The organism is Niveispirillum irakense DSM 11586, assembly GCF_000429645.1.
Classification (GTDB): domain Bacteria; phylum Pseudomonadota; class Alphaproteobacteria; order Azospirillales; family Azospirillaceae; genus Niveispirillum; species Niveispirillum irakense.
The window spans coordinates 442833-468316 of record NZ_KE386933.1; the positions used below are offsets into that span (position 1 = coordinate 442833).

The window sequence follows — 25484 nt, forward strand, 5'->3', positions numbered from 1 at the left end:
GGCCCCAAGGGATCGCCCCCAAGGGATAGGACCATGTCACCCATGCTGCAGGTGCGTCATTTTATGTCATTTGTTGTCTGGTGTGCGCACTAATCGGTCGCTACCATACTACCCATCCCAGCCCTGACGCTGGGCAACGAATAAGGAGTTGTTGGAGATGGCCGGTATTGAGAAGCGTATTACAGAGGAAGAGGCCCTGCTGCTGCATAGCAGCGGACGACCGGGCAAGCTGGAAATAACGCCGACCAAGCCGATGGCGACCCAGCGTGACCTGTCCCTGGCCTATTCCCCCGGCGTGGCCACGCCCTGTCTGCGCATTCATGCCGATCCGTCCACGGCCTATGATTATACCGCCAAGGGCAATCTGGTTGCCGTCATCTCCAACGGCACCGCCGTGCTGGGCCTGGGTGATCTGGGGGCCCTGGCGTCCAAGCCGGTGATGGAGGGCAAGGCCGTCCTGTTCAAGCGCTTCGCCGATGTGGATGGTATCGACCTGGAGGTTGATACCCGCGACGTTGATGAATTCATCAATGCCGTGCGCTATCTCGGCCCCAGCTTCGGCGGCATCAACCTTGAGGATATCAAGGCGCCCGACTGTTTCATCATTGAACAGCGGCTGCGGGAATTGATGGATATCCCCGTCTTCCATGATGATCAGCATGGCACGGCCATCATCGCTGCCGCCGGCCTGTTCAACGCCCTGGAAATGACGGGCCGCAGCATTGATGAGACACGGCTTGTCATCAATGGCGCCGGTGCGGCCGCCATTGCCTGCGCCGAACTGTTTAAAGCCATGGGCCTGCCGCCTGGCAACATCACCCTGTGCGATACCAAGGGCGTCGTCTGGAAAGGCCGGGCGGAGGGGATGAACCAGTGGAAATCGGCCCATGCCGTGGTGACGGATGCCCGCACCCTGGCCGATGCGCTGAACGGGGCGGATGTGTTTGTCGGCCTGTCGGCCAAGGGTTCCATGACGCCTGCCATGGTGAAATCCATGGCCCCCAACCCGATCATCTTCGCGCTGGCCAATCCGGATCCGGAAATCACGCCGGAAGAGGTGGCGCAGGTGCGTGATGATGCCATCGTCGCCACCGGGCGCAGCGATTATCCTAATCAGGTCAATAATGTCCTGGGCTTCCCCTACATCTTCCGCGGCGCCCTGGATGTGCGGGCCAGCACCATCAATGATGCGATGAAGATCGCCGCCGCCCGCGCGCTGGCGGCCTTGGCGCGGGAGGATGTGCCGGATGAGGTGGATGCCGCCTATGCCGGTCGTCGTCTGCGCTATGGTCCGGAATATATCATTCCGGTGCCGTTCGACCCGCGCCTGATCGTCACCGTGCCGGCGGCGGTGGCGCAGGCGGCGATGGATACGGGCGTCGCCCGCAAGCCCATCGTCGATATGGATGAATATCGCCGCTCCCTGCGCCTGCGCCTGGATCCCACCGCGGACAGCCTTCAGCTGATCGCGGAGAAGGTGCGGGCCAATCCGCGCCGCGTCGTTTTTGCGGAAGGGGAGGAGGAGCGGACGATCCGTGCCGCCATCGCCTTCCGCTCCGCCCGTTTCGGCACGCCGGTGCTGGTGGGGCGCGAGCATGTGATCGAGGAGAAGCTCGCCTCTCTCGGGATGGCGGGGATCGAGCCGCTGGAAATCCAGAATGCGGCTTTCGGGCAGCCAACCAATGAACGCTATACCGAGTTCCTCTATCGTCGTTTGCAACGCTCCGGCAGCCTGCATCGCGATGTGCAGCGCATGGTCAACCAGAACCGCAATATCTTCGCCGCCTGCATGGTGGCGACAGGGGATGCGGATGCCATGGTCACCGGCCTGACCCGCAGCTTCTCCGTCAGTTTTGAGGATATCGGGCGCGTCATCGACCCGCAGCCCGACCATATCGTGTTCGGCCTGTCGGTGCTGGCCACCCGTCAGCGTACCGTCTTCATCTCCGACACCACGGTGCATGAACGGCCGACGCCGGAGCAACTGGCCGATATCGCCATCCAATCCGCCAAGATGGCGCGGCAGATGGGGCATGAGCCACGTGTGGCGTTCCTGTCCTTCAGCAATTTTGGCCAGCCAATGCGCGACCGTGCGGCCCATGTGCGCGAAGCGGTGGCCTTGATGGATCAGCGCAGCGTCGATTTCGAATATGACGGTGAGATGTCAGCCGATGTCGCGCTGGATTACGATCTGATGAAGCGGCTTTATCCATTCTGCCGCCTGTCGGGTGCCGCCAATGTGTTGATCATGCCGGCGCTGCACGCCGCCAATATCGGCGCCAAACTGTTGCACAAATTTGGCGGCGGCAACCTGATCGGCCCGCTGCTGATCGGCCTGGATAAGCCGGTCCAGGTGGTGCAGATGGGTGCCACGGCCAGCGACCTGACCACGGCTGCCGTCATGGCGGCGCATGATTCACTGGCCCGGTGACGGGCTGACCCTGTACGCACATATTAAGTTTCCGTGATGGCCGTGCGGGCGGGATCGGGGGATGTTATTTCCTCCGGTCCCGCCCGAAAGGGGCGGCCAAAAGAAACATGACGTACATGTTACAGGGTGGTTGGATCATCATGAAACCGGGATCGGTGCAACTGGGCCTTGCTGGGGCCCTGATCGGCAGCCTTGCTGTCATATCGGTGCTGGCCTTGATGATTACCGGCCTTGTGCCCCCGGTTATCGGTATGGGGCTGATCCTTTTCCATGCTGTGGCGGTCCTGGTGCTGCTGCGCATGGTCCGTCGTGATACACGCGGTTTGCTCTCCTTTGCTGAGCGTTTGGCGGAAACCCCGACCGCGCAAACGGCACCCGTAATGGGATCAGCCGTGGCCAATGACATTGCCCAGGCCATGGCCCGCGCGCACCAGCTCTGGCTGGACCGGGACGATGCCGATGTGCGCCGGGCGGCGGCAGCGGAAGCGGTGCTGGAAACGCTGCATGACCCGTTGATCCTGTTGAATGATGCGCGTGACGTGCTGCGCGCCAATCAGGCGGCCCGCTCCCTGTTGGGGGAACGGATGGTCGGTCGTGATTTGGCCGGCACGTTGCGCAATCCCACCTTGCTGGAGGCGGTTGATGCCGTGCTGGCCGGCGGCGCCTCGCGCACGGTGGAGGTGCTGCTGCCTGTGCCGGTGGAACGCACGCTGGAAGCGCGGGTGAAACCTTTCCGTCCCGCCGGCGCCGATCAGCCGCTCCAGGTGCTGCTGACCCTGCATGACGTGACCGTGCTGAAACGGTCGGAGCAGATGCGGGCTGATTTTGTTGCCAATGCCAGCCATGAGCTGCGCACGCCTCTGGCGGCCCTGATCGGCTTTATCGAGACATTGCGCGGGCCGGCCAAGGATGACCGCGCCGCGCATGAGAAGTTCCTGGGCATCATGTTCGATCAGGCCAACCGCATGTCGCGGCTGGTAAATGACCTGATGTCCCTGTCCCGGATCGAGATGGACGAGCATAGCCCGCCCACGGGTGCGGTGGATGTTGCCCGGATCGTGCGTAATCTGGCGGTCACGCTGGAAATGCGGGCGGCCTCCCGCAAGGTGAAGCTGCGGGTGGACAGCCCGGACAGCCTGCCGCTGGTGGTGGGGGACGAGGATCAGCTTTCCCAGGTGTTCCAGAACCTGATCGACAATGCGATCAAATATGGCAAGGAACAGACAGAGGTGACGGTCACCCTGTCTGCCAATGATCCGGCGGGGGGAGGCAGTGCCGCCGCCCGTGCCCTGGCCGGGCGCGGCACACGGGGGCCGTCCATCACGGTAGCCGTGACCGACCGCGGGGAGGGGATTGCCCGCACCCACCTGCCCCGCCTGACAGAGCGATTCTATCGGGTCGATCCCGCCCGGTCGCGGGCGCTGGGCGGCACAGGCCTGGGGCTGGCCATCGTCAAACATATTGTCAACCGGCACCGGGGCCGCCTGATCATTGACAGTGAAGTGGGCAAGGGCAGCACCTTCACCGTCCTGTTGCCGGCCATGGCAGGGACGGGCGGGGAGATACCGGCGCAGCAAGCCGGCTGAATCAGGCAGCCAGGCTATTCCGCATTTTCTCCATCTGCGGCTGCATAACGCCCATGCGCCTTATAATCCGGGCTTATGACCCCATCCCGGGCGGTGTCATCAAACCGTAACGTAGATGTAGTATTTGCTTCGCGCAGCAGAGCTATGGTCCCGGCACCCAGCAGGGACTTGGCATCCGGAAGAGGTAATTTCCACCCCTCCGGATGCTGTCCAAAAACCGGAGGCTTGTTCCGTGAACACCAAGAAGCTCGTCCTCGCCGCCGTGCTCGGCGCCGTTTCCGTTGTCGGCATGGCCGGCGCCGCCGCTGCCCGCGACCAGATCCGCATCGTCGGTTCCTCCACCGTGTTCCCGTTCACCTCGACCGTTGTCGAGCGTTTCGGCCAGACCACGAAGTTCGGCGCCCCGATCCTGGAATCGACCGGCACCGGCGGTGGCATGAAGCTGTTCTGCTCCGGCGTTGGCGCTGATTTCCCGGATGCCACCGGCGCTTCCCGCGCCATGAAGGCGTCGGAATTTGATAGCTGCCAGAAGAACGGCGTTGAGCAGATCACCGAGCTGGTGATCGGCTATGACGGTATCGGCTTTGTCCATTCCAAGAAGGGCGCCGATGTCAAGGTGACCAAGGCTCAGCTTTTCCAGGCTCTGGCCAAGGAAGTTGAAGTGAACGGCCAGATCGTGCCGAACCCCTACAAGAAGTGGTCGGACATCGACGCTTCCCTGCCGGGTGACGATATCGAAGTGCTGGGCCCGCCGCCGACGTCCGGCACCCGCGACGCCTGGGTCGAGCTGGTGATGGAAACCGGCTGTAAGGAATTCCCGGCCATCAAGGCCCTGGACGCCACCCGTCACGCCGCCGTCTGCAAGACCCTGCGTGAAGATGGCGCCTTCATCGAAGCTGGCGAGAACGACAACGTGATCGTGCAGCGTCTGGATGCCAACCCGAAGGCCTATGGCATTTTCGGCTACAGCTACCTGGAAGAAAACCAGGACAAGCTGAAGGGCGTGGCCGTCAATGGCATCGCCCCGACCTACGAGACGATCGCCTCGCAGGAATACCCGATCTCCCGTCCGCTGTTCATGTACTTCAAGAACCAGCACATGGGCGTGATCCCGGGCCTGAAGGATTTCCTGGGCGAATATGCGTCTGAACGCGCCATGGGCGACGAGGGCTATCTGGCCGACAAGGGCCTGATCCCGCTGCCGGAAGCCAAGCGTAAGGCTTCCGAGCAGGCCGCCATGAAGCTGACCCCGATGGCCAAGCCGGCTTCGTAACGGCTGCGCGTCATCCGGTCCTGGGGTCCGGCGGTGTCCTTGATCGGGCGCCGCCGGTTTCCCCGTAAGTGATGTACCGATGATTTCCCTTTGACTGCGGGCGAGTTCCTCCATGTCAGCCACCTTCACCGTCGGGCTTCTGCTGCTGCTGTCAGCAGTTGGATTCTGGATGGGCCGTACCCGGGCGGTCACCGTCGCGGGGGGGCGTATCGCCACCTTGCATTCGGTGCCCAACTATTACGGTTCCTTTGTCGCCTTGTGGGCGGGCTTGCCGGCCCTGGTTCTGGTGCTGTGCTGGATGGCCCTGCGCGGTCCGGTGATCGACTGGCTGGTGCTGGACGGGCTGACGCCGGAACAAGTGGAAATCTGGGCGCGGGTCATGCTGCCGCCCAACGACCTGTCGGCCTTGCTGGCCAATATCGCGGAAGAGACGGATGCGCTGACCGAGACGCATCGTCAGCTTCTGCTGATTAACATCAACAATCTGGCGGCCGGCCAGGCCCAGTATGTCAATGCTGCGGTGGTCGGTGCGATCCAGCCGGCGGCTGACCATCTGAATTCGCTGCGCAATCTCGCCAACTGGACCCTGTTTGCGGCCGTGGCGGCTTTGTCTGCGGGTGGGCTGGCCTTCACCTGGTCGCGCATCAACCCGTCGTTGCGGGCCCGCAATAATGTGGAACGGATCGTCACCTGGCTGTTGATCCTCTGCTCCACCATTGCGGTCTTCACCACGGTGGGGATCGTGCTGTCGCTCCTGTTCGAGAGCATCCGCTTCTTCACCAAGGTGCCGGTGACCGAATTCCTGTTCGGTCTGCACTGGAGCCCGCAGACGGCGATCCGTGCCGATCAGGTCGGTTCTTCCGGTGCTTTCGGGGCCATCCCGCTTTTTACCGGTACGTTGCTGATTGCCACCATCGCCATGATCGTGGCGGCCCCGGTGGGTCTGATGTCGGCAATCTATCTGTCTGAATATGCGCCCAAGAAGGTGCGCGGGCTGGTAAAGCCGGTGCTGGAAATTCTGGCCGGTGTGCCGACGGTTGTGTACGGCTTCTTCGCCATCCTGACCGTGGCGCCCTTCATCCGTGACATGGGTGCCGCTGTCGGCCTCTCCATCTCCTCCCAGAGCGCGCTGGCCGCCGGTATCGTTATGGGCGTGATGATCGTGCCCTTCGTCTCCTCGCTGGCTGACGACGTGATCAACGCGGTGCCGCAATCGCTGCGTGACGGCTCCCTTGGCCTGGGCGCCACCCGGTCGGAAACGATCAAGCAGGTGGTCTTGCCGGCAGCACTGCCCGGTATCGTCGGTGCCATGCTGCTGGCTGTCAGCCGCGCCATCGGTGAGACGATGATCGTGGTGATGGCCGCCGGCCTTCAGGCCAACCTGACGCTGAACCCGCTTGAGAGCGTCACCACGGTGACGGTGCAGATCAAGTCCATCCTGGTGGGTGACCAGGAATTCGATAGTGCGAAGACCCTGTCGGTGTTTGCCCTTGGCCTGGTGCTGTTCCTGGTCACGCTGGTGCTGAACGTCGTCGCCCTCCGCATCGTCCAGAAATACCGGGAAAAATATGACTGAGATCGCAGAGCCGATGCAGGCAGCCGCTCCCATGTCCACCTCCCGTCACACCGGCGAAGCCGCCATGAAACGTCTGCGCCAGCGTTATGCGGCGGAACGGCGCTTCAAGATTTACGGCATCCTGGCCATCACCTTTGCCTGCGCCATGCTGGCGATCCTGATGTTCACCCTGCTGAAGGGTGGCGTCAGCGCCTTCTGGCAGACGGAGATGCGGCTGGAAATCCTGATCGATCCCGCCACCATCGATCCGCAAGGCACCGGCACCCCCGCGGGCTGGGACCGCGGTGCCTTCCAGACCCTGGTGAATGATGCCCTGTACCGGGACTTCCCTGAAGTCAGTGGCAGGCTGGAAAAGCGCGATCTGCGTGGTCTGGTCAGCCCGGTGGCCGGTGTCTTCCTGGGCAAGGTGTTGGACAAGAACCCGGCCCTGGTCGGCCAGACGGTGGAATTGTGGCTGCCCACGTCCGACGGTATCAACCAGATCGTCAAGGGCGGTATCGACCGTGACCTGCCGGAAGCGCAGCGTCCGATCAATGATCAGCAGCTTGCCTGGTTCAGCCAGTTGGAACAGCGCGGTGATGTGCGCACCACGTTCAACAGCACGTTCTTCACCTCGTCCGACAGCAACTATCCGGAACTGGCGGGCCTGTTGGGCGCGGCTGTGGGGACGCTGCTGACCATGCTGGTGACGGTTGCGATCTCCCTGCCCATCGGCGTCGCGGCCGCTGTGTATCTGGAAGAATTCGCGCCCAAGAACAAGCTGACCGACCTTATCGAGGTGAATATCAACAATCTGGCTGCCGTGCCCTCCATCGTGTTCGGTCTGCTGGGGCTGGCGGTGTTCCTCAACTTCTTCGGCATGCCGCGCTCGGCCCCGCTGGTTGGCGGTCTGGTGCTGGGTCTGCTGGTGCTGCCCACCATCATCATCGCCAGCCGCGCCGCCCTGAAGGCGGTGCCGCCCTCGATCCGGGAAGCGGCGCTGGGCATGGGGGCATCCCGCCTGCAGGCCATCACCCATCATGTGCTGCCGCTGGCCATGCCGGGCATCATGACGGGCACCATCATCGGCATGGCCCATGCCGTGGGTGAAACCGCCCCCCTGCTGATGATCGGCATGAACGCCTTCGTCACGCAGCCGCCGACCGGGCTGCTGGACAGCTCCTCGGTGCTGCCGGTGCAGATTTTCATCTGGGCTGACAAGCCGGAACGCGGCTTTGTCGAACTGACCTCGGCCGCGATCCTGGTGTTGCTGGCCTTCCTGATCACGATGAACGGTGCGGCCATCTGGCTGCGCAAGAAGTTCGAACGCCGGTGGTGAGAATGATGGACACGACGACCATGACCATGCCCACGGAAACCACCGCCACCCAGCCGGTGAAGATGTCCGCCAAGACCGTAAAGGTCTTCTATGGCGAGAAGCGCGCCTTGCACGGTGTCAATGTAGACATCTACCAGAACGAAGTGCTGGCCATGATCGGCCCTTCGGGCTGCGGCAAGTCCACCTTCCTGCGCACGCTGAACCGGATGAACGACACGATCGACATCTGCCGCGTGGAAGGCCAGATCCTGCTGGATGGTGAGGATATCTACGATCCCCGGCTGGATGTGGTGCAGTTGCGCGCCCGCGTCGGCATGGTGTTCCAGAAGCCCAACCCGTTCCCGAAATCGATCTACGAGAACGTGATTTACGGGCCGAAGCTGCATGGCCTTGCTACCCGCAAGGATGAGTTTGACGCCATCGTCGAACAGTCCCTGAAGCGTGCCGGCCTGTGGAACGAGGTGAAGGACCGCCTGCATGAGCCGGGTACCGGCCTGTCCGGTGGTCAGCAGCAGCGCCTGTGCATCGCCCGCGCCGTGGCTGTCAGCCCGGAAGTGATCCTGATGGACGAGCCCTGCTCGGCGCTGGACCCGATTGCCACCGCGCATATCGAAGAGTTGATCGACGAGCTGCGCGAGAGCTTCACCATCGCCATCGTCACGCACAATATGCAGCAGGCGGCCCGTGTGTCCCAGCGCACGGCCTTCTTCCACCTGGGCGATCTGGTCGAGGTTGGCCCGACGGAAGAAATCTTCACCAACCCGCGCGATGAACGCACCCAGGGCTATATCACCGGTCGTTACGGCTGATTGCCTCCCCGCTTGAAGGGCCGAAATCATGGTTACCGAACATACCGTAAAGTCCTTCGAACAGGAGCTGCAGCGCCTTTCCAGCCAGATCGCCCAGATGGGTGGTGTGGTGGAGGCGCAGGTGGAGGCGGCCGTCCAGGCCGTCGGCCGTCGCGATGTCGAAGGCGCCACCAAGGTGATGCAGGCCGATGCCCGCCTGGACGAGATGGAACGCCAGATCGAGCATGATGCCATCCGCATGCTGGCGCTGCGCGCACCGGTCGGCGTCGACCTGCGCGAAGTGCTGGTGGCGCTGAAGGTCTCTGCCGATCTGGAGCGTACCGGCGATTACGCCGCCAATATCGCCAAGCGTTCCATCGCCCTGGCGCAGTTGCCGGTGATGCGCCCCGCCGGCGCCATCCCCCGCATGGGCCGGCTGGTGCAGGAAATGCTGAAGGAGGTGCTGGACGCCTATATCGACCGCGATGTCGAGAAGGCGATTGCCGCCTGGCACCGGGATCAGGAACTGGATGATCTCTATACCAGCCTGTTCCGCGAAGTCCTGACCTACATGATGGAAGATCCGCGCAACATCACACCCTGCACGCATCTTCTGTTCATCGCCAAGAACCTGGAACGGGCGGGCGACCACGCCACCAACATCGCCGAGAATATCCATTTCCTGGTCAAGGGCCAGCCGCTGAATGCGGTGCGGCCCAAGGGCGACCGGTCCAGCTTTACCGTGCTGGACAGCGACGCCACCGATAATTCCGGCGCGCTTTGATCCGTGCTGATCAAAGGGTGTCGGTCCTGCCACGTTCCCTTTAAGGCGCCGGGTGGGCGCCACGATCCCGATGAAGGCCCCGCAAGGGGCATGCTGAACGGATTGTGATCAACCTCTCAAGCCCACCCGCGCCAGCCGCACTGGAACCGCCATGAATTCCGCTTTGAAGCCGCTGATCCTGGTTGTGGAGGACGAGGTCGATCTCGTCACCCTGTTGAGCTACAATCTGGAGCGCGAGGGTTTTCGGGTCATCACCGCCAATGACGGCGAAGAAGCGCTGCTGCTGGCCGATGAGCGCACGCCCCATCTGGTCCTGCTGGACTGGATGCTGCCGCTGATGAGTGGCCTGGAAGTCTGCCGTCAGCTTCGCCGCAACGCCAAGACCCGCGACATCCCCGTCATCATGCTGACGGCGCGCGGGGAGGAAGCGGACAAGGTCCGCGGCCTGAACAGCGGCGCCGACGATTATCTCGCCAAGCCCTTCAGCCCGACCGAGCTGGTGGCCCGCATCCGCGCTGTGCTGCGCCGCGCCGCCCCGGCCCTGGCGGAGGAATTGCTCCGTTTCTCCGATATTTCCATGGACCTTGCCGCCCACCGCGTGCGCCGCAATGGGCGGGATATCCATCTGGGGCCGAAGGAATTCGCCCTGCTGCGCCATTTCATGCAGCATCCGGGCCGCGTTTTCTCACGCGAGCAGTTGCTGGATATCGTCTGGGGCCATGATGTCTATGTCGAGCTGCGGACGGTGGATGTGCATATCCGCCGCCTGCGCAAGGCCCTGAACGAGACGGACGACCAGGACGTGATCCGCACCGTCCGTTCCGCCGGCTATGCGCTGGATACCAAGGCCAGCGCATAAGGCCACGGGAAGACCGTCCCGATTAACCGGCCAGGGGCAGGGTGCAGTCGCGCAGCGCCAGCCCCTTCAGCCGGCCGGGGGCGATGTGGGTGGCGGAAAAGTCGATCCATTCCAGGGCGGCATCCGCCAGCCGCACCGGCAGATGCCCGCCACCCCGCAGGGCCAGATCCTGCATGTCGGCGGCTTCAAGAATGGTGTGCCGCATGGTGGCGCCCTCAAACCCAGCCCCGCGCAGGTCGGCGCCTGCCAAATCCGCGTAGCAGAGATTGGCCCCGTTGAAATCGGCGGCGACCATCTTGGCATGGGCAAGCTGCGCACCCGTCAGGTCCGCGCCGCGGAAACAGATGGTGGATAGTTCCCGGCCCCGCAGGTCCACACCGTTCATCTTGCGACCGGTGAAATCGGCGCGGGTGCCGCTGCGTCCGCCACTATCGACCCATTCTTCATGCGCGGCGACGATCCGGTCGATCTCCGCCAGATTGGCCAGATGTTCGGTGAAGGCGGGCAGGCCCTGGAACAGCCGGCGCGTGGTGTCATCCACCGTGAAGGTTGCATCCTTGATATTGGCATTCTGGAAGCTGGCACCCTGCATGCGGGCGCCCAGCAACACCACGCCCTGCAAGTCCGCCTCACAGAAATCGGCATGCGACAGGTCCGCATTGCGCATATTGACGCCGCGCAGCCGCACCTTGCGCAACACCGCGCTTTCCAGCGATGCATTGGCCAGATTGCAGAAGGACAGGTCAGTCACATATTCCCGGCTGACCACATCCGTCTGCCCGCCTTCCTTGCGCCGGTGCAGGGTCAGATTGCCCATGCGCAGGTCGCTGCCATCCAGCGTGGCCTGGGTCAGATCAGATTTGTAAAAGCGTGAACCGCGCAGATTGGCGCGTGAAAAATCGCAATGTTTCAGATTGGCGCCGATGAACAGGCTGTTGGAGAGATCGGCCTCGCGGAACTGGCACCCTTCCAGATCGGCCTGGGACAGGTTGCAGGCCAGCATCATGCTTTGCGAGAAGTCGAAATTCCGCAGTTTCACCCCTTCCAGGCTGGACAGGCGCAATTCCAGACGGCTGCCCCCCCGGTTGCGCAGGAAAAGGGAATGCTGTGCCAGCCGCGGGGTTACGTCGTCATGTTTGCTGGCATTATTGGCGAATGCAGCGCTTAACAAGATTTCCAACCAAGGATAGGGGACAAGGCCAAAGCCTTTACGTCGATTGAGTCCTATCCTGAAGGAAACGTTTGTTCAGACAATCCCGGACCATGTTAACTAAAGGATAGCTTTTGTTTGCCCTCCTTGTCCGCAGCCCTTCACTTTTCCTCTGGCATCGTGCATTCGCGCAGGACGGCGCCGGCCAACTGGTCGGGCGTGATGCTGCATTGGGAAAAATCGGTCCATTCGATATTCGCACCGGCGAAGCGGATGGATAATTTGCCGCCGCCCCGCAAATCCAGATCACTGAAATTCGCGCCTTCCACGATGGTATGGAGAAGGGTTGTGCTGTCCATGGCGCCGCCGCGCAGGTCAGCATGGGATAGTTCAGCATAGGACAGGTTGGCGCCGGTGAAATCGGCGGCAGCCAGCCGGGCATGGGCCAGCTTGGCCCCCGTCAGATCGGCACCCCGGAAGGACACGGCGGACAATTCCCGCCCCCGCAGGTCGACGCCGCGCAAGGGCATGCCGGCAAAGTCCGCGCGCTTGCCGGCCCGCCCGCCGGAATTCACCCATTCCTCATGCGCGGCGACAATCCGGTCGGTTTCCTTCAGGTTGGCCAGATGTTCCTCGAAAGCGGGGTTTCCGCCGAACAGGCGCCTTGTTTCCTCATTCACCGTGAAAACGGCGTTCTTGATATTGGCACCGGTGAATTTGGCCCGGTCCATCGTGGCGCCCAACAGCACCACGCCCTGCATGTCGGCGCCGGTCAGGTCGGCGTTGGAGAGATCGGCATTGCGCATATTGACGCCGCGCAGGCGCACATTATGCAGCACGGCATCCTGCAACACGGCTTCTTCCATATTGCAGAAGGACAGGTCGGTGTTGAATTCCCGCTGGGCCGGGACGCCCCGGTTATTCAGCATCAGCGACCCGATCCGCATGTCGGTGCCGGTCATGTTGGCCTGCTGAAGGTCCGATTTATAGAATCGGGTGCCGCGCAGGTCAGCGCGGGTGAAGTCGCAATGTTTCAGATTGGCGCCGATGAACAGGCTGTTGGACAGGTTGGCTGCCTGGAAATGGCAGCCTTCCAGGTCGGTGTAGGACAGGTTGCAGGCTAGCAGCAGGCATTGCGACAGGTCGAAATGGTTCAGCCGCACGCCCGACAGGTTCTGCAAACGCAGTTCCAGCCTTTTGCCGGCATGGCCACGGGCGAACAATGTGTGCTGGGCCAGCATGACCTGCATATCATGGGATGGCAGGGAATGGGCACTGCGGGGCTTGTTCATCACACCATCGACCTGTGGCAGGTAAGGGTGCGGATTATGCCGCACCCTGGGCCCGGGGGAAACTCTGCAACATTAGGGAGGGGGTGCCTCAAAAGGGCTATCCTCTCCGTCCGGGTATCAACCCCAGACAGCGGCGATCGGGGGATGCAGCAGGGCCCCGTCATACCGCAGGCCCGGTTCCCGGTCCTGTTGCAGCAGCAGGGGGCCGTCCAGGTCCACATAATCGGCACCCTGTGCCAGCAGGGTGGCAGGCGCCATGGACAGGGAGGTGGCGACCATGCATCCGACCATGATGCGCAGGCCCAGCATTTCTGCCCTGGCCTTCAGCATCAGCGCCTCTGTCAGGCCACCGGTCTTGTCCAGCTTGATATTGATGATGGCGTATTTGGTGGCCAGTTCCTCCAGCCCGTCACGGCCATGGGCGCTTTCATCGGCGCCGAAGGGGACCGGGCTGTCAAAGCCGATCAGGGCTTCATCCTGTCCGGCGGGCAGGGGCTGTTCGATCATCTCCACCCCCAAAGCCGCCAGGGCCGCCGGCAGGATGGCCAGATCATCCGGCTTCCATCCTTCGTTCGCATCCACGATCAGGCGACCCCGGGGTGATCCCGCCCGCACGGCGGCCACCCGGTCCAGGTCCAGACCATCACCGGCCAGCTTCAATTTCAGCAGCGGATGGGCCGTGGCGGCCCGCGCCGCCTGTTCCATGGCTTCAGGCGTATCGACCGACAGAGTGAAGGCGGTGGTGACGGGCAGCGGCTCTGCCAGACCTGCCAGTTGCCAGGCGGGCCGGCCGGTTGATTTCGCCGCCAGATCCCACAATGCGCAATCCAGCGCGTTACGCGTGGCGCCGGCCGGCAGCAGCCGCGCCAGCCCGTCCCGATCCAGCCCGGCGGCAAAGGCGGGGGCCAGCGCCTCCATGGCCGCGACAACCCCTTCCACCGTCTCACCATAGCGGGCATAGGGGACACATTCCCCCCGCCCGATGGCACCATCGGGGGCCTGCAGGGTGGCGGTGACGGTGCGCGCTTCCGTTTTGGCGCCGCGGGCGATGCGGAAGGTGCCGCGGATGGGAAAGGAATCGACAGCGACCGATAGGGTCAGGGGCAAGGGCTGGAAGGCGTCTCTCATCACGTTCTTATCCGTTCTTGCGCAACCACGCCCGACATGGCGGTCGGGATATGGTAACGGCATTCCGGGTCGGCTGCCCATAGGGATGCGACAGGCCGATACACGCCCCAGGCGACGGATCTGCCATGGCGGTCGCGCCTGATCGTCACCATGTGGTAGATCGTGCGGCCTTGTCGCCATTGGCCGGCCAAGAATAGGGTTGTGATACGATGAATTTCCGCGATGCCTGGCGCGAATCACTGGCGATCTATCTGCTTCTGCTTTCCGATCCAGGGCGTGTCCTGCGGTTTGCGGGCGCGCCGGCCCTGGTGCTGGCGGTCTTGAGCCTGGCGCAGATGGTGCCGGGGGAAGGGGCGGGGGGCACCCTGCTGACATTCCTGTCGCTTCTGGGCACGGTCTGGGGCATCGGGGTCTGGACGGTGCGCTGGTCGCGATTCCTCTTGCTGGGGGAAGAAGAGGCCCAGTTCTGGGACATGCCCTTTTCCGGCCGTATCTGGCGCACCGGTGGTCTGGTGTTGAGCCTGCTGTTCATGTCGGTGCTGGTGGCCATTCTGCCGGCGTCACTGGTGATGGGCATTCTGGCTGCCCTGTTCGGTCCGGATGCACCGGTGCAGGCCGATCCGGCCGATGCGGCGGCCCTGGCGGCGGCATTTCCAGGCTGGTTCCATGTCCTTGCCATCCTGATCTCGGTCCTGATGATGATATGGCCGGTGGCGCGGCTGGCGCCCGCGCTGGGATCGGTGGTGCAGGATGGACCGCTGGTGATGGGTGCAAGCTGGAAGGCGACATCGCGCCTGCTGGGGCTGCCGCCGCTTTTCGCGTTGATCATGGTCAATCTGCCTTTGCAGCTTCCAGGTGGGATCTTGCTGCTGCTGGGTATCACTGGCAGTGATGTGACGCTGCTGGTGCTGGGCAATATGCTGCTCGCCATTGCCCACCCGCTGGTAATGGCTGGTTCTGCCCTGTTATGGGCGCGGATTTATGGCGTCGCGATTGGCCCCTATCTTCCCGCCGGGCGATAGGAAGCGCACCGTTCCCTGGTCATGTCATGGGTGGGGAACGGTCAGCACCTGGCACGGTTCCGGCCGATCCAGGCGCAGCGTGGTGCCGTCGGGCCAGGTGATCTCCACCTTTTCCACCTTGCGCGCATGGCCCAGGCCGAAATGGGCAACGGGCTCCATCTGGCAGAGATAGCCGGACCCGGCGCAGATGCTGCGCATCTGCATCCGCCCATCGGCCCACAGGCGCACAACGGCACCGCGTGCCGGGGCGCCGGCCTGTGTCAACGGGCGGATGCGCAGCCAGTGATGACCGCGCGGTTCCGCCATGAACAGCGATAGCGGCTGGGGGGCCTGTTCCCCATGGGCGATCAGCAGTTCCAACTGCCCATCGCCATCCAGGTCGGCCACGGCGGCACCGGTGCCATATCCATGGGGCAGGGCGGCGTCGCCGATTTCCAGCGCCACCCACCGCTCATCCCGCCAGCCGAACAGGCGGTTCGGCTCCCCCATATTGTTGAAGAAGATTTCCTCATAGCCATCATTATCGAAATCGGCGGCGATGACGGTGCGCACCCGCGATGGCTGGGCCATTTCCGGCGGGGCCACATCGGCGAAGCCGCCGCCGGCCGTCTGCTGGAACAGCCGGTGCGGGCCTTCCCAATTGCCCAGCACAATATCGAATCTCTCTTCCCCCTGTATCAGGGCCACGCCCCGCGCTGCCTGGGTGGGGTCGGCCAGACCCAGCGTCTCCGCCAGTTCGGTGAAATTGCCGTCGCCCCGGTTATGGAAGAAGAGATTGGGGCCGATCTCATTGCCGGCGAATACGTCCGGCCGGCCGCCCAGGATGGGCGCGGCCAGCAAAGACCGCCCGCCGGTCAGCGCGTCCAGCCCGCACTCATCCGCCATATCCAGGATTCGCCCGCGTGGCCCCATCTCATAAAGCCGCATGGGGCCGCCATAATTGGCAACGATAAAGCCATAGCGCCCGGTGCCCGTCCGGTCGATCACGGCGATGGACCGGCCAGCGAACCGGTTGGCGACGGCAAAATTCTCCGGCAGGGCGAACAGGTCGATCCAGCGACGGCCAAAACAGGCCAGCAGCCTGTCCACGACCTGCTTCGGCCCGGAAAAGCCGTCGCTGTTCAATATATAGAGTTCCTCGCGGCCATCGCCGTCAATATCGCCACAGGCAAGACCGATGGCGCGGCGCCCATCATCGGCCAGGGCCGGTTCGGCAATGTCGATCAGCCGGTGGCCATCCCATTTCAGCACACGATTCGGGCCGCCATGGCCGGCGATCACCAGTTCATCGGCGCCGTCCCCATCGATATCAGCCACCGCCACCCCGTAATGCAGGGCCGGCAGGTTGCTGGCGATCAGGTTGGAGCATCCGATGAACATGGCGCATCCCCGGCCCGGTGTCGGTGTCACCCCCGATGAATAGCGTGGCGCGGGGGGCTGCTGCAAGCCGACCCTCCGGTCAAGGGTGCGGATACGCATGGCCGGATCGCATCGGCCAAAAGCCTTGCAGGTCCTTCAGTCAACCCTATTCTTGGGGCATAGACCGGCAAAAACCGCTTGTGACGGGGGCGGGATTTGGTACGATCCGACCCCACAGCAAACAAGATATTGTGTCCACAGCTAGTTATCCACAGCGACCGCACTGGGGAAAACGGGGATAGGTCATGCGCGACGGCGAAGTGAATGAATGGGTTCCGCAGGGCGGCGACGTTTTCGGCCAGGTCCAGATGGTTAAGCATCCGGCCGTGGTCGTTGACCGCACCCGCGACGAGCTGTTGACCGCCTTCGGCAAGGCTACGCTGAACGACCGCTATCTGATGCCGGGCGAGTCCTATCAGGACCTGTTTGCCCGCGTTGCCAGCTATTATGCGGACGATCAGGCCCATGCCCAGCGCCTGTATGACTATATCTCCCGCCTGTGGTTCATGCCGGCCACGCCGGTCCTGTCCAATGGTGGCACCAGCCGCGGCCTGCCCATCTCCTGCTTCCTGAATGAAGCCAGCGACAGCCTGGAAGGCATTGTCGGCCTGTGGAACGAGAATGTGTGGCTGGCGGCCAAGGGCGGCGGCATCGGTTCCTACTGGGGCAACCTGCGCTCCATCGGGGAGCAGGTGAAGGATAGCGGCAAGACCAGCGGCGTCATCCCCTTCATCCGGGTGATGGACAGCCTCACGCTGGCGATCTCGCAAGGTTCCCTGCGCCGCGGGTCGGCCGCCTGCTACCTCCCCATCACCCATCCGGAGGTGGAGGAGTTCATTGAGATGCGCCGCCCCACCGGCGGTGATCCGAACCGCAAGGCGCTGAACCTGCATCACGGCATTTCCATTACCGACGCCTTCATGCGCGCGGTGGAGAATGACGAGGAATGGGGCCTGACCAGCCCGAAGGACGGCAAGATCCTGCGCCGCGTGAAGGCACGCGACCTGTGGATTCGCATCCTGACGGCGCGCGTGGAGACGGGCGAGCCCTACCTGCTGTTCATCGATCATGTGAACCGGGCCATCCCGCAGCATCACAAGCTGGCCGGGCTGAATGTGAAGATGTCCAACCTGTGCAGCGAGATCACGCTGCCGACCGGTCTGGACCCCTGGGGCAAGCAGCGCACCGCCGTCTGCTGCCTCTCTTCCCTGAACCTGGAATATTTCCTGGAATGGCAGGATCACCCGACCTTTATCGAGGATACGCTGCGCTTCCTGGATAATGTCATGACGGACTTCATCCAGAAGGCCCCGTCGGATATGGAACGGGCCAAATATTCCGCCATGCGTGAACGCTCGGTCGGGCTGGGCGTCATGGGCTTCCATTCCTTCCTGCAAAGCCAGATGCTGCCGATTGAAGGCGTGATGGCCAAGGTCTGGAACAAGCGCATGTTCGCCCATATCAAGCGTCAGGCGGATGCCGCCTCGGTCAAGCTGGCGCATGAGCGCGGGCCCTGCCCGGATGCGGCCGAATATGGGATCATGGAGCGCTTCTCCAACAAGATCGCCATTGCGCCGACGGCCTCCATCTCCATCATCACCGGCGGCGCCTCGCCGGGGATCGAGCCGAACGCGGCCAACGCCTTCACCCACAAGACCCTTTCGGGCAGCCATTCGGTGCGTAACCCGTATCTGGAAAAGCTGCTGGAAGAGAAGGGCCGCAATGATGAGGATACCTGGTCCGACATCACCCTTACCGGTGGTTCGGTGCAGCACCTGGACTTTCTGACCCAGGAAGAAAAGGACGTGTTCAAGACGGCATTCGAGCTCGACCAGCGCTGGCTGATCGAACATGCCGCTGATCGCACCCCCTATGTCTGCCAGAGCCAGTCCCTGAACGTCTTCCTGCCGGCGGACGTGCATAAGCGCGACCTGCACCAGATCCATATGCTGGCTTGGAAGCGGGGCGTGAAGAGCCTCTATTACCTGCGTTCCCTGTCGGTACAGCGGGCGGAGAGCAACGCCACGAAGGCCATTGGCGCCGATAAGCCGGCAGCCCCGCCGGCTGAAACCAACAAGTACGAGGAATGCTTGGCCTGCCAGTAATGATGGCATGCTGAACGGGTGGGGGCCGCGGCGAGAGCTTGCGGCCCTTTTCTTTTTGTCCTCAGCCGTGGCAGTCGCTACCCGACGCAACCCCCGGGCTGTATGGATTCCCGTTGGTCCATAACCACTCCATTGTATTTCTGTTTGATGTGTGTATTTGAGAAATATAACAATTTTATTGTGTTTATCTGTGCGAGATAAAAAGCACGCAGTCATCCATCCAGTTAGGTGTGTACATGACGGGGGAGCGATTTTCGCATACCCGGTTATGGCCTGCTAGAATAAGCCACCCCGGCGAGGTGCCGCCTCGTTTTGAACGGCATTCCCCGTCCTTCGGGCTATGTATCGGAAAACAATAGATCGAAAGGGGTAGTCACGCAATTTTCGGCTGCTTGGAATCTCAATGTTTGATCTAATTGATAAATCAGAATTTATAAAATATCAGCATATAATAATTTGAAATACTGAAGAAATACATGGAATTAATCCAAATTAACTATGAATTATACTATGTTAATGGCAGATTAATGTGAGTTTTTATATTACCATTCATTCATTCTCCTGTAGATATTGCTTTAGCTTATCGGCGGGGGAATGGCAAATGCTTGCAAATTTTAGGATTGCGACCAAAGTTTATGCATTGGTTGGTTTCTTGTGCATCGTATCAGCCGTGATTGCGGCGGTTGGAGTGAACGGCACGGGCCAGATGTCGGATTTGGCCCATGAATCCAACCGTTCTACCCGCACCACCCTGCTGGTGGCGCAGTTGAACCGTTATGTCGTTATGCTGAACCGTGGCGAATACCGGCTCGCGGCCAATCCGAATGAAGTGGCGGAGGTGGAGCGCCTCACGGCTGACGTGAGAAGCGACGCCATGCGCAATCTGACCGAGCTTGAGGGGCTGGTCGACGAGAAGCAGGCTTCCATGCTGGCCGCGGTGCGTCAGACCTATGCAGTCTATGAGCGGGAACTGGACAAGACGATCGCCAAGGCAAAAAGCGCCGGCACGGTGGAATTGAGCGCTGCGCAGCGGGCTGTTTATAACGAAGTCGTGACCAGCCGCACCGTTGCCGACAAGCTGCGCACAGATATGACCCAGTTGGTGGACTATACGACCAACAAATCCAATGATATCGCCTTGCGCTCCACTGCGACCGGCGAATTCGTCAGCTGGACACTGCTGATCGTTGCGGCAATGGGGGTTGCTGCCGGTGCGGCGGGGGGCTGGGCTGTGGCCAGCTTCGGCGTGGTCAAGCCGCTGTCGGGTGCTGTTGATTGCCTGCGCCGTCTGGCCAATGGCGAACTGGGCTTGAACATCGTGGGCAAGGGCCGCGCCGATGAGATTGGCGAGATCGCCGATGCCATGGTCGTGTTCCAGGACAATGCCCTTCAGCGCCAGAAGCTGCTGAAGGAGCAGGAGGCCGAGCAGCAGCAGCGGCTGGCGCGTGCCGCCGAAGTGCAGCGCCTGGTTCAGGATTTCGAAGCCACCATGGCCAATGTGGTGGAAGTGATCGCCTCGGCCACCACCGAGCTGGAAGCCACGGCCAATTCCATGTCCAGCACGGCGGAGGAAACGGAGAACCAGTCCAGCGCCGTGGCGGCCGCGTCCGAGCAGGCGACCGCCAATGTGCAGACCATGGCGGCGGCGACCGAAGAACTGGCGGCGACCGTGCAGGAAGTCACCCGGCAGATGACCCAGGCCCGCACCATCGCCGATGAAGCGGCGCGGGAGGCTTCTTCCAGCCGCGCCGAGGTGGAATCGCTGGAAGCGGCGGGTGAGCGGATCGGCGGCGTGGTCGCCATGATCCAGGATGTTGCCGGCCAGACCAACCTGCTGGCGCTGAATGCCACCATCGAAGCGGCCCGCGCCGGGGAGGCAGGTAAGGGCTTCGCCGTCGTGGCATCGGAAGTGAAGGCCCTGGCCACCCAGACTGCCCGCGCCACCGAGGATATCCGCGCCCAGGTGGACAGCATGCGGGCTTCCATCAGGGCGGCGGCTGCCAAGATCGGCCATGTCTCTGCCGTGGTTGACCGGTTGAATGGTGTGGCGGCCAGTGTGGCCAGCGCTGCGGAACAGCAGGCTGCCGCGACGGCAGAAATCGGCCGCAACGCATCCGAGGCAGCGCGCGGTACGCAGGAAGTGTCCAGCACGATCCATGGTGTTCGTCAGGCCGCCGGCACCACATCGGCCGCTGCCGGGCAGGTGCTGTCATCGGCTGGGGAACTGGCGCACAAGATGGATGATCTGCGCGGTGGCGTGACCCGCTTCATCGCCGGTGTGCGCGCGGCCTGATCCGCTTTTCCTACCCTATCCTGCCTGTCATCAAACACCCCCAGGGCCGCCGGTCCTGGGGGTGTTCTGTTTGTGGTTTGCTTTTGGGGCCGGGTATCATACCGGAACGGGGGCTTCCTCCCGGATCAGCCCTTCCTTCATCAGATCGGCCCAGACTTCTGGCGGTACCTGTGCCTTCATGGAGGCGGCGTTCTGCTGGGCCTGCGCGGCGTTGCGGGCGCCGGGGATGATGGCAGAGACAACCGGCGGGGCGGCGGCAAAATGCAGCGCCACCGTGCGCAGGTCGGTCCCGTGCCGGTTGGCGATACTGTCCATCCGGGCCCGCTTTTCCCGGAACCCATCGGCAATGGTGCCGCTGTAATCATAGCGGTCCACACCGGCCAGGAACCCTGCATTCAAAGGTGCGCCGACGACAATGGACGCCCCCCGCTTTTCCGCCACGGGGAAAAGCCGCTTCAGCGCATCCTCATGCTTCATCAGGGAATATTGTGTGGCGGAGAGGATGATGTCGGGGTCAGCCGTTTCAAACGCTGCCAGGGCCGGTTCCAGCGTATTGACGCCCAGGCCCCAGGCCTTGATCAGCCCTTCCTTGCGCATACGCATCAGTTCCGGCATCGCGCCCTTGCGCGCCTGCTCGAAATACTCGGTCCAGCGCTCACCCATATCCTTGTTGTCCGGCGACAGGTCATGAATGAAGACAATGTCGATCTGGGCCAGCCCCATGCGCTGCATGCTGTCTTCAATCGACCGGCGGACCCCGGCGGCGCTGTAATCATATTCATGCCGGAAGGGGGGCACCTGTGCCCAGTTGGCGACCTTGGTCCCCGCGACGGCGGGATCGGGCTTCAGCAGCCGGCCGATCTTGGTCGAGATCACGAACTCGTCACGCGGCTTGTCATGGAAGAACGCGCCGAAGCGCCGCTCGCTAAGGCCCAGCCCATACCATGGCGAGGTGTCGAAATAGCGCACCCCGGCATCCCAGGCCGCCTGCAAGGCGCCAGCGGCGGTTTCGTCGCTGGTGGGGAAGAAATTGCTGCCTGCCTGGGTGCCGCCCATCCCCACAGCCGGCGGGCGATAGCGATTGCCGCCTTTGCGATCCATCGTCCCCGCCGCGGGTGCCGTCGGCTGTGCAACGGCGGGGGTGGTGGCGGCGGTCAGCAGAGCGGTGCTGGCGGCGGCCGTGACGATGAAATCGCGGCGGCTGGTCATCGCGGTATATCCTTCCGGTTTTCGGGGTAAGGCGCATCGCCTCCTGCGCCAAACGGGAAACGCCCCCCCTTTGTTCCGCCTGCGCGACAGGAAAGGGCGGGCCAGGGCGTGGCAGGGGCAGATTTTCCTGCGCCGGATTTCATGATGCGTCCGATCCTGCTGAGCTTCGCCTGCCTTGCCCTGGCAGGTCTTGCTGCCTGCTCCCATGCTGACAAGCCAACTGGACCTGGCCCTGGGCCCGGCGGTGGGGGAGGAGGCTTTGGCCGGATACCGACCAGCCCGGCGGGTGAATTGCTGGGGAGCCCCGTGCGGGAGGAGGCGGAGTATGTCGCAGCCCTGACCGGGTGGTTCCAGCGCGTTGATACTGATCGGGATGGCGCCCTGTCACCGGCAGAGGTGGCCGCCGATACTGCTACCTTCTTCGCCCTGCTGGATCAGGATGGTGATCGGGGCGTGAATGCCCGCGAGTTGGCTGATTACCGGATGCGTCAGGCGCGTCCCCCTCGCCAGGAGGATAATCCGCCAGCCCCTGGATCGGGACCGAATAATGCGGCGGGCCCCCGTCGTCAGGGGCCGGAAGGGGGCCCGCCGCCGGGCAATCGTCCCGGCGGGATGGGGGTCTTGGCGGAAGACAAGGTGATGGCTGCCGACCGGAACCTGGATTTCCGGGTGACGCTGGATGAGTTGACGCTCGCCGCACAGCAACGGGTTGCCGCCATGGATACGGACAAGGATGGCCGCGTAACATTGGCAGAGGTGCAGGCGGCGGCCATCAAAGCCTTTAACGAGAAACCTGCCCGTGGCGGCCCTGGCGCGCGGGGCGGCCAAGGCGGTGGTGGGCCACCGGGCGGCGGTGGACGTCGTCCCCCGCAGTGATTTTGCTTTCCGCTGGCCGGTATACCCGGCTTTGGTTTAAGCCATATTCATGGGTTGAGCTTGGAACCGGGGCTGGATAATGGCGCGTCGTGCAGGATTGGAACGGATGGCTGGCCGGATTGCGTCGGTCGCCCTGCTGCCCCTGGTGTTGGGTTTGTCCGCGTGCGGCGGCGGTGATCGGCCGCTGCCGATGATCCGCTATGCCGCCGTCAGCCCGGCGGGTGAATTGCTGGGCGCACCCACTGGCGACGAGGGGGCCTATCGCGATGCCATGCTGGGCTGGTTCAACCGGGCCGATTCCAATGGCGATGGCCGGCTGGATCTGGCGGAGATGATGGCCGATGCCGACCGCACCTTCGCCCTTTATGATCAGAATAAGGATGGTGCCGTCACCTCGTCGGAACTGACGGCCTATCGTGTTGCCTCGCCCCATCATACGCCCCCGGTGCAAGGGGGGGAGAAGATGCGTCCAGGCCGGTTGAACATGACGGCGGCGGAGGCGGAAACCGCCAGCCGTGATTCGCGTGGCCGCCCGCAATATCGGATGGGTGTTGATCCGGTGATGTCCGCCGACGCAAACGCCGATTTTCGCGTGACTCTGGCGGAATTCCGCGTCGAGATGACCCGCCGCCATGCCCAGATGGACCGGAACGGCGACGGGGCCGTCTCGCGGGATGAATTCCTGGCCTATGCCGAGGGCCCGATGCGTGCCTGGCGGCAGGAGTAAGCGACTCCGCAGGAAGCCTTGGTCTCGGCAAAAACAAGCGTCCCATCGGCTTTTGGGTGCTTGCCTTCAGGCCCCGCCGATCCCAAACTCAGGCCCAACAGGCTTTCCTGCCACGCGGCTATTGTGGTAGTAGCTCCGCACCACCCCAACATATAGTGTACCCGCCATGGCTTCCCCCTTGTTGACGCCCAATCCGGTCTACAAGCCCTTCCGCTACCCCTGGGCCTATGAGGCCTGGCTGACGCAGCAGCGCCTGCATTGGCTGCCGGAGGAAGTGCCGCTGGCCGATGACGTGAAGGATTGGCGCAACAGCCTGACCAATGCCGAGCAGAACCTCGTCACCCAGATTTTCCGCTTCTTCACCCAGGCGGATGTGGAGGTGAATAACTGCTACATGCGTCATTACAGCCGCGTCTTCACGCCGACTGAAGTGTGCATGATGCTGGCTGCCTTCTCCGCCATGGAGACGGTGCATATCGCTGCCTACAGCCACCTGCTCGACACGATCGGCATGCCGGAAGCGGAATATTCGGCCTTCCTCCACTATAAGGAGATGAAGGACAAATACGACTATATGCAGAATTTCAACGTGGACAGCCTGACCGATATCGCCAAGACCCTGGCGGTGTTCGGCGCGTTCACCGAAGGTCTGCAGCTTTTCGCCAGCTTCGCCATCCTGATGAACTTCCCCCGGCATAATAAGCTGAAGGGGATGGGCCAGATCGTCACCTGGTCGGTGCGGGATGAGACGCTGCACACCCAGTCGATCATCCGCCTGTTCAAGACCTTCATCGCCGAGAATCCGGAAGTCTGGACCGAGCAGCTTCAGCGCGACCTGTACGAGGCGTGCGAAACCATCGTCCATCACGAGGATGCCTTCATCGATCTGGCATTCGAGATGGGGCCGATTGACGGGCTGACGGCAGAGGATGTGAAGCGCTATATCCGCTATATCGCTGACCGCCGTCTGGAGCAGTTGGGCCTGAACGAGGTCTATCATGTTGGCAAGAACCCGCTGCCCTGGATGGATGCCATCCTGAACGGTATCGAGCACACCAACTTCTTTGAAAACCGCGCCACCGAATATTCCCGCGCTGCCACCAAGGGCAGTTGGGAAGAGGCGTTCGCGGATTGAGGCTGATTGGGGGGCGATAGGGAAAACCCGCCCCCCTTTGTCCTTGCGGCCCTATAGCCGCGCCATATGCAGCAGCGGATAGGGCTTGCCGCAATGGTCCAGCGCGGACCGGCCATAGGTGCGGAAGCCCTGGTTAATATAGAAGGCGATGGCGCCGCTGTTCGCCTCGTTCACATCCACCATCAATTGCCGGTGCAAGGTCAGGGCGTGGGCGATCAGATGCCGCCCGATGCCCTGGCGGTGGAAAGCCGGGTCGACGAAAAGCGCGTCGATCTTCGGCCCTGTCAGCCCCATCAGGCCGGCGGGCCTGCCATCGGCAGCCAGGGCCAGCCAGGGGCGCACCTGGGCCAGATACAGGCTGCGGAACAGCCCATCATAAAAATCCAGATCGTCCGCGCTGATAAAATCATGCGTGGCATCCACCGATGCACGCCAGACCCGGTACAGGTCAGGGATATCCGCTTCGGTGGAGAGCCGGATCGGGGGCAGGCCGGATTGGTGCATCATCTTCCG

General features: G+C 62.8%; 20 protein-coding genes. 14 read left to right on the top strand and 6 right to left on the bottom strand.

Going from position 1 to position 25484, the window contains the following annotated elements:
* Window positions 1–157: 157 nt before the first annotated feature.
* The 8 genes from G473_RS0116135 (at window position 158) to phoB (ending at window position 10615) form a co-directional block, all read left to right on the top strand.
* The gene (locus tag G473_RS0116135) at window positions 158–2431 is read left to right on the top strand and encodes an NADP-dependent malic enzyme (protein ID WP_029013954.1); all 2274 of its coding nucleotides are present in this window, start codon (window positions 158–160) and stop codon (window positions 2429–2431) included.
* A 140-nt stretch (window positions 2432–2571) separates the two neighbouring features.
* Window positions 2572–4017 carry an ATP-binding protein gene (locus G473_RS0116140; protein ID WP_035707949.1) on the top strand — a complete coding sequence of 482 codons (1446 nt, stop codon included), beginning with the start codon at window positions 2572–2574 and terminating at the stop codon, window positions 4015–4017.
* Between the two features lie 232 nt (window positions 4018–4249).
* On the top strand, window positions 4250–5290 hold the full coding sequence (locus G473_RS0116145; RefSeq protein WP_029013956.1) for a substrate-binding domain-containing protein: 1041 nt from the start codon (window positions 4250–4252) through the stop codon (window positions 5288–5290).
* Window positions 5291–5402: 112 nt separating this feature from the next.
* Complete coding sequence (gene pstC, locus G473_RS0116150; RefSeq protein ID WP_029013957.1) at window positions 5403–6866, top strand: phosphate ABC transporter permease subunit PstC; 1464 nt, start codon at window positions 5403–5405, stop codon at window positions 6864–6866.
* Entirely contained in the window at window positions 6859–8184 is a 1326-nt protein-coding gene (gene pstA, locus G473_RS0116155; protein ID WP_029013958.1) for a phosphate ABC transporter permease PstA, read from the top strand. Before pstC ends, pstA begins: the two co-directional genes overlap by 8 nt.
* Window positions 8185–8186: 2 nt before the next feature.
* Entirely contained in the window at window positions 8187–8993 is an 807-nt protein-coding gene (gene pstB / locus G473_RS0116160; protein ID WP_154667432.1) for a phosphate ABC transporter ATP-binding protein PstB, read from the top strand.
* Between the two features lie 28 nt (window positions 8994–9021).
* Entirely contained in the window at window positions 9022–9756 is a 735-nt protein-coding gene (phoU, locus tag G473_RS27305; protein WP_035707516.1) for a phosphate signaling complex protein PhoU, read from the top strand.
* 151 nt (window positions 9757–9907) lie between these two features.
* Window positions 9908–10615 carry a phosphate regulon transcriptional regulator PhoB gene (gene phoB, locus G473_RS0116170; RefSeq protein WP_029013960.1) on the top strand — a complete coding sequence of 236 codons (708 nt, stop codon included), beginning with the start codon at window positions 9908–9910 and terminating at the stop codon, window positions 10613–10615.
* A gap of 22 nt (window positions 10616–10637) precedes the next feature.
* On the opposite strand, the gene G473_RS0116175 is transcribed toward phoB, so the two are convergent.
* The 3 genes from G473_RS0116175 to dgcA form a co-directional block, all read right to left on the bottom strand.
* Complete coding sequence (locus G473_RS0116175; RefSeq protein WP_029013961.1) at window positions 10638–11786, bottom strand: pentapeptide repeat-containing protein; 1149 nt, start codon at window positions 11784–11786, stop codon at window positions 10638–10640.
* Window positions 11787–11926: 140 nt separating this feature from the next.
* Window positions 11927–13057, bottom strand: a complete 1131-nt coding sequence (locus tag G473_RS0116180; protein ID WP_029013962.1) for a pentapeptide repeat-containing protein — start codon at window positions 13055–13057, stop codon at window positions 11927–11929.
* Between the two features lie 117 nt (window positions 13058–13174).
* Window positions 13175–14185 (bottom strand): N-acetyl-D-Glu racemase DgcA, encoded by a 1011-nt coding sequence (gene dgcA, locus G473_RS0116185; RefSeq protein WP_035707518.1) that lies wholly within the window; start codon window positions 14183–14185, stop codon window positions 13175–13177.
* Between the two features lie 209 nt (window positions 14186–14394).
* On the opposite strand from dgcA, the gene G473_RS0116190 reads away from it, so the two are divergent.
* The gene (locus tag G473_RS0116190) at window positions 14395–15207 is read left to right on the top strand and encodes a hypothetical protein (protein WP_029013964.1); all 813 of its coding nucleotides are present in this window, start codon (window positions 14395–14397) and stop codon (window positions 15205–15207) included.
* Between the two features lie 24 nt (window positions 15208–15231).
* Here G473_RS0116190 and G473_RS0116195 read toward each other — a convergent pair whose 3' ends face one another.
* Entirely contained in the window at window positions 15232–16587 is a 1356-nt protein-coding gene (locus tag G473_RS0116195; protein WP_029013965.1) for a CRTAC1 family protein, read from the bottom strand.
* A gap of 284 nt (window positions 16588–16871) precedes the next feature.
* Here G473_RS0116195 and G473_RS0116200 point away from each other — a divergent pair, with 284 nt between their 5' ends.
* Entirely contained in the window at window positions 16872–18731 is a 1860-nt protein-coding gene (locus tag G473_RS0116200) for a ribonucleoside-diphosphate reductase subunit alpha (RefSeq protein ID WP_084438229.1), read from the top strand.
* Window positions 18732–19437: 706 nt separating this feature from the next.
* Window positions 19438–21024 carry a methyl-accepting chemotaxis protein gene (locus G473_RS0116205; protein WP_342665667.1) on the top strand — a complete coding sequence of 529 codons (1587 nt, stop codon included), beginning with the start codon at window positions 19438–19440 and terminating at the stop codon, window positions 21022–21024.
* 96 nt (window positions 21025–21120) lie between these two features.
* On the opposite strand, the gene G473_RS0116210 is transcribed toward G473_RS0116205, so the two are convergent.
* Window positions 21121–22233 carry an aldo/keto reductase gene (locus G473_RS0116210; protein ID WP_029013968.1) on the bottom strand — a complete coding sequence of 371 codons (1113 nt, stop codon included), beginning with the start codon at window positions 22231–22233 and terminating at the stop codon, window positions 21121–21123.
* Window positions 22234–22374: 141 nt separating this feature from the next.
* Here G473_RS0116210 and G473_RS29415 point away from each other — a divergent pair, with 141 nt between their 5' ends.
* From G473_RS29415 to G473_RS0116225, 3 genes are all read left to right on the top strand, one after another.
* Entirely contained in the window at window positions 22375–23109 is a 735-nt protein-coding gene (locus G473_RS29415) for a hypothetical protein (RefSeq protein ID WP_154667433.1), read from the top strand.
* 106 nt (window positions 23110–23215) lie between these two features.
* A complete protein-coding gene (locus G473_RS0116220; RefSeq protein ID WP_029013970.1) occupies window positions 23216–23836 on the top strand; it encodes an EF-hand domain-containing protein in 621 nt (206 codons plus the stop codon).
* 166 nt (window positions 23837–24002) lie between these two features.
* Entirely contained in the window at window positions 24003–24971 is a 969-nt protein-coding gene (locus G473_RS0116225; RefSeq protein WP_029013971.1) for a ribonucleotide-diphosphate reductase subunit beta, read from the top strand.
* Between the two features lie 51 nt (window positions 24972–25022).
* Here the strand turns inward: G473_RS0116225 and G473_RS0116230 are convergent, their stop codons facing one another.
* On the bottom strand, window positions 25023–25478 hold the full coding sequence (locus G473_RS0116230; protein WP_035707520.1) for an acetyltransferase: 456 nt from the start codon (window positions 25476–25478) through the stop codon (window positions 25023–25025).
* Between the last annotated feature and the right edge of the window lie 6 nt (window positions 25479–25484).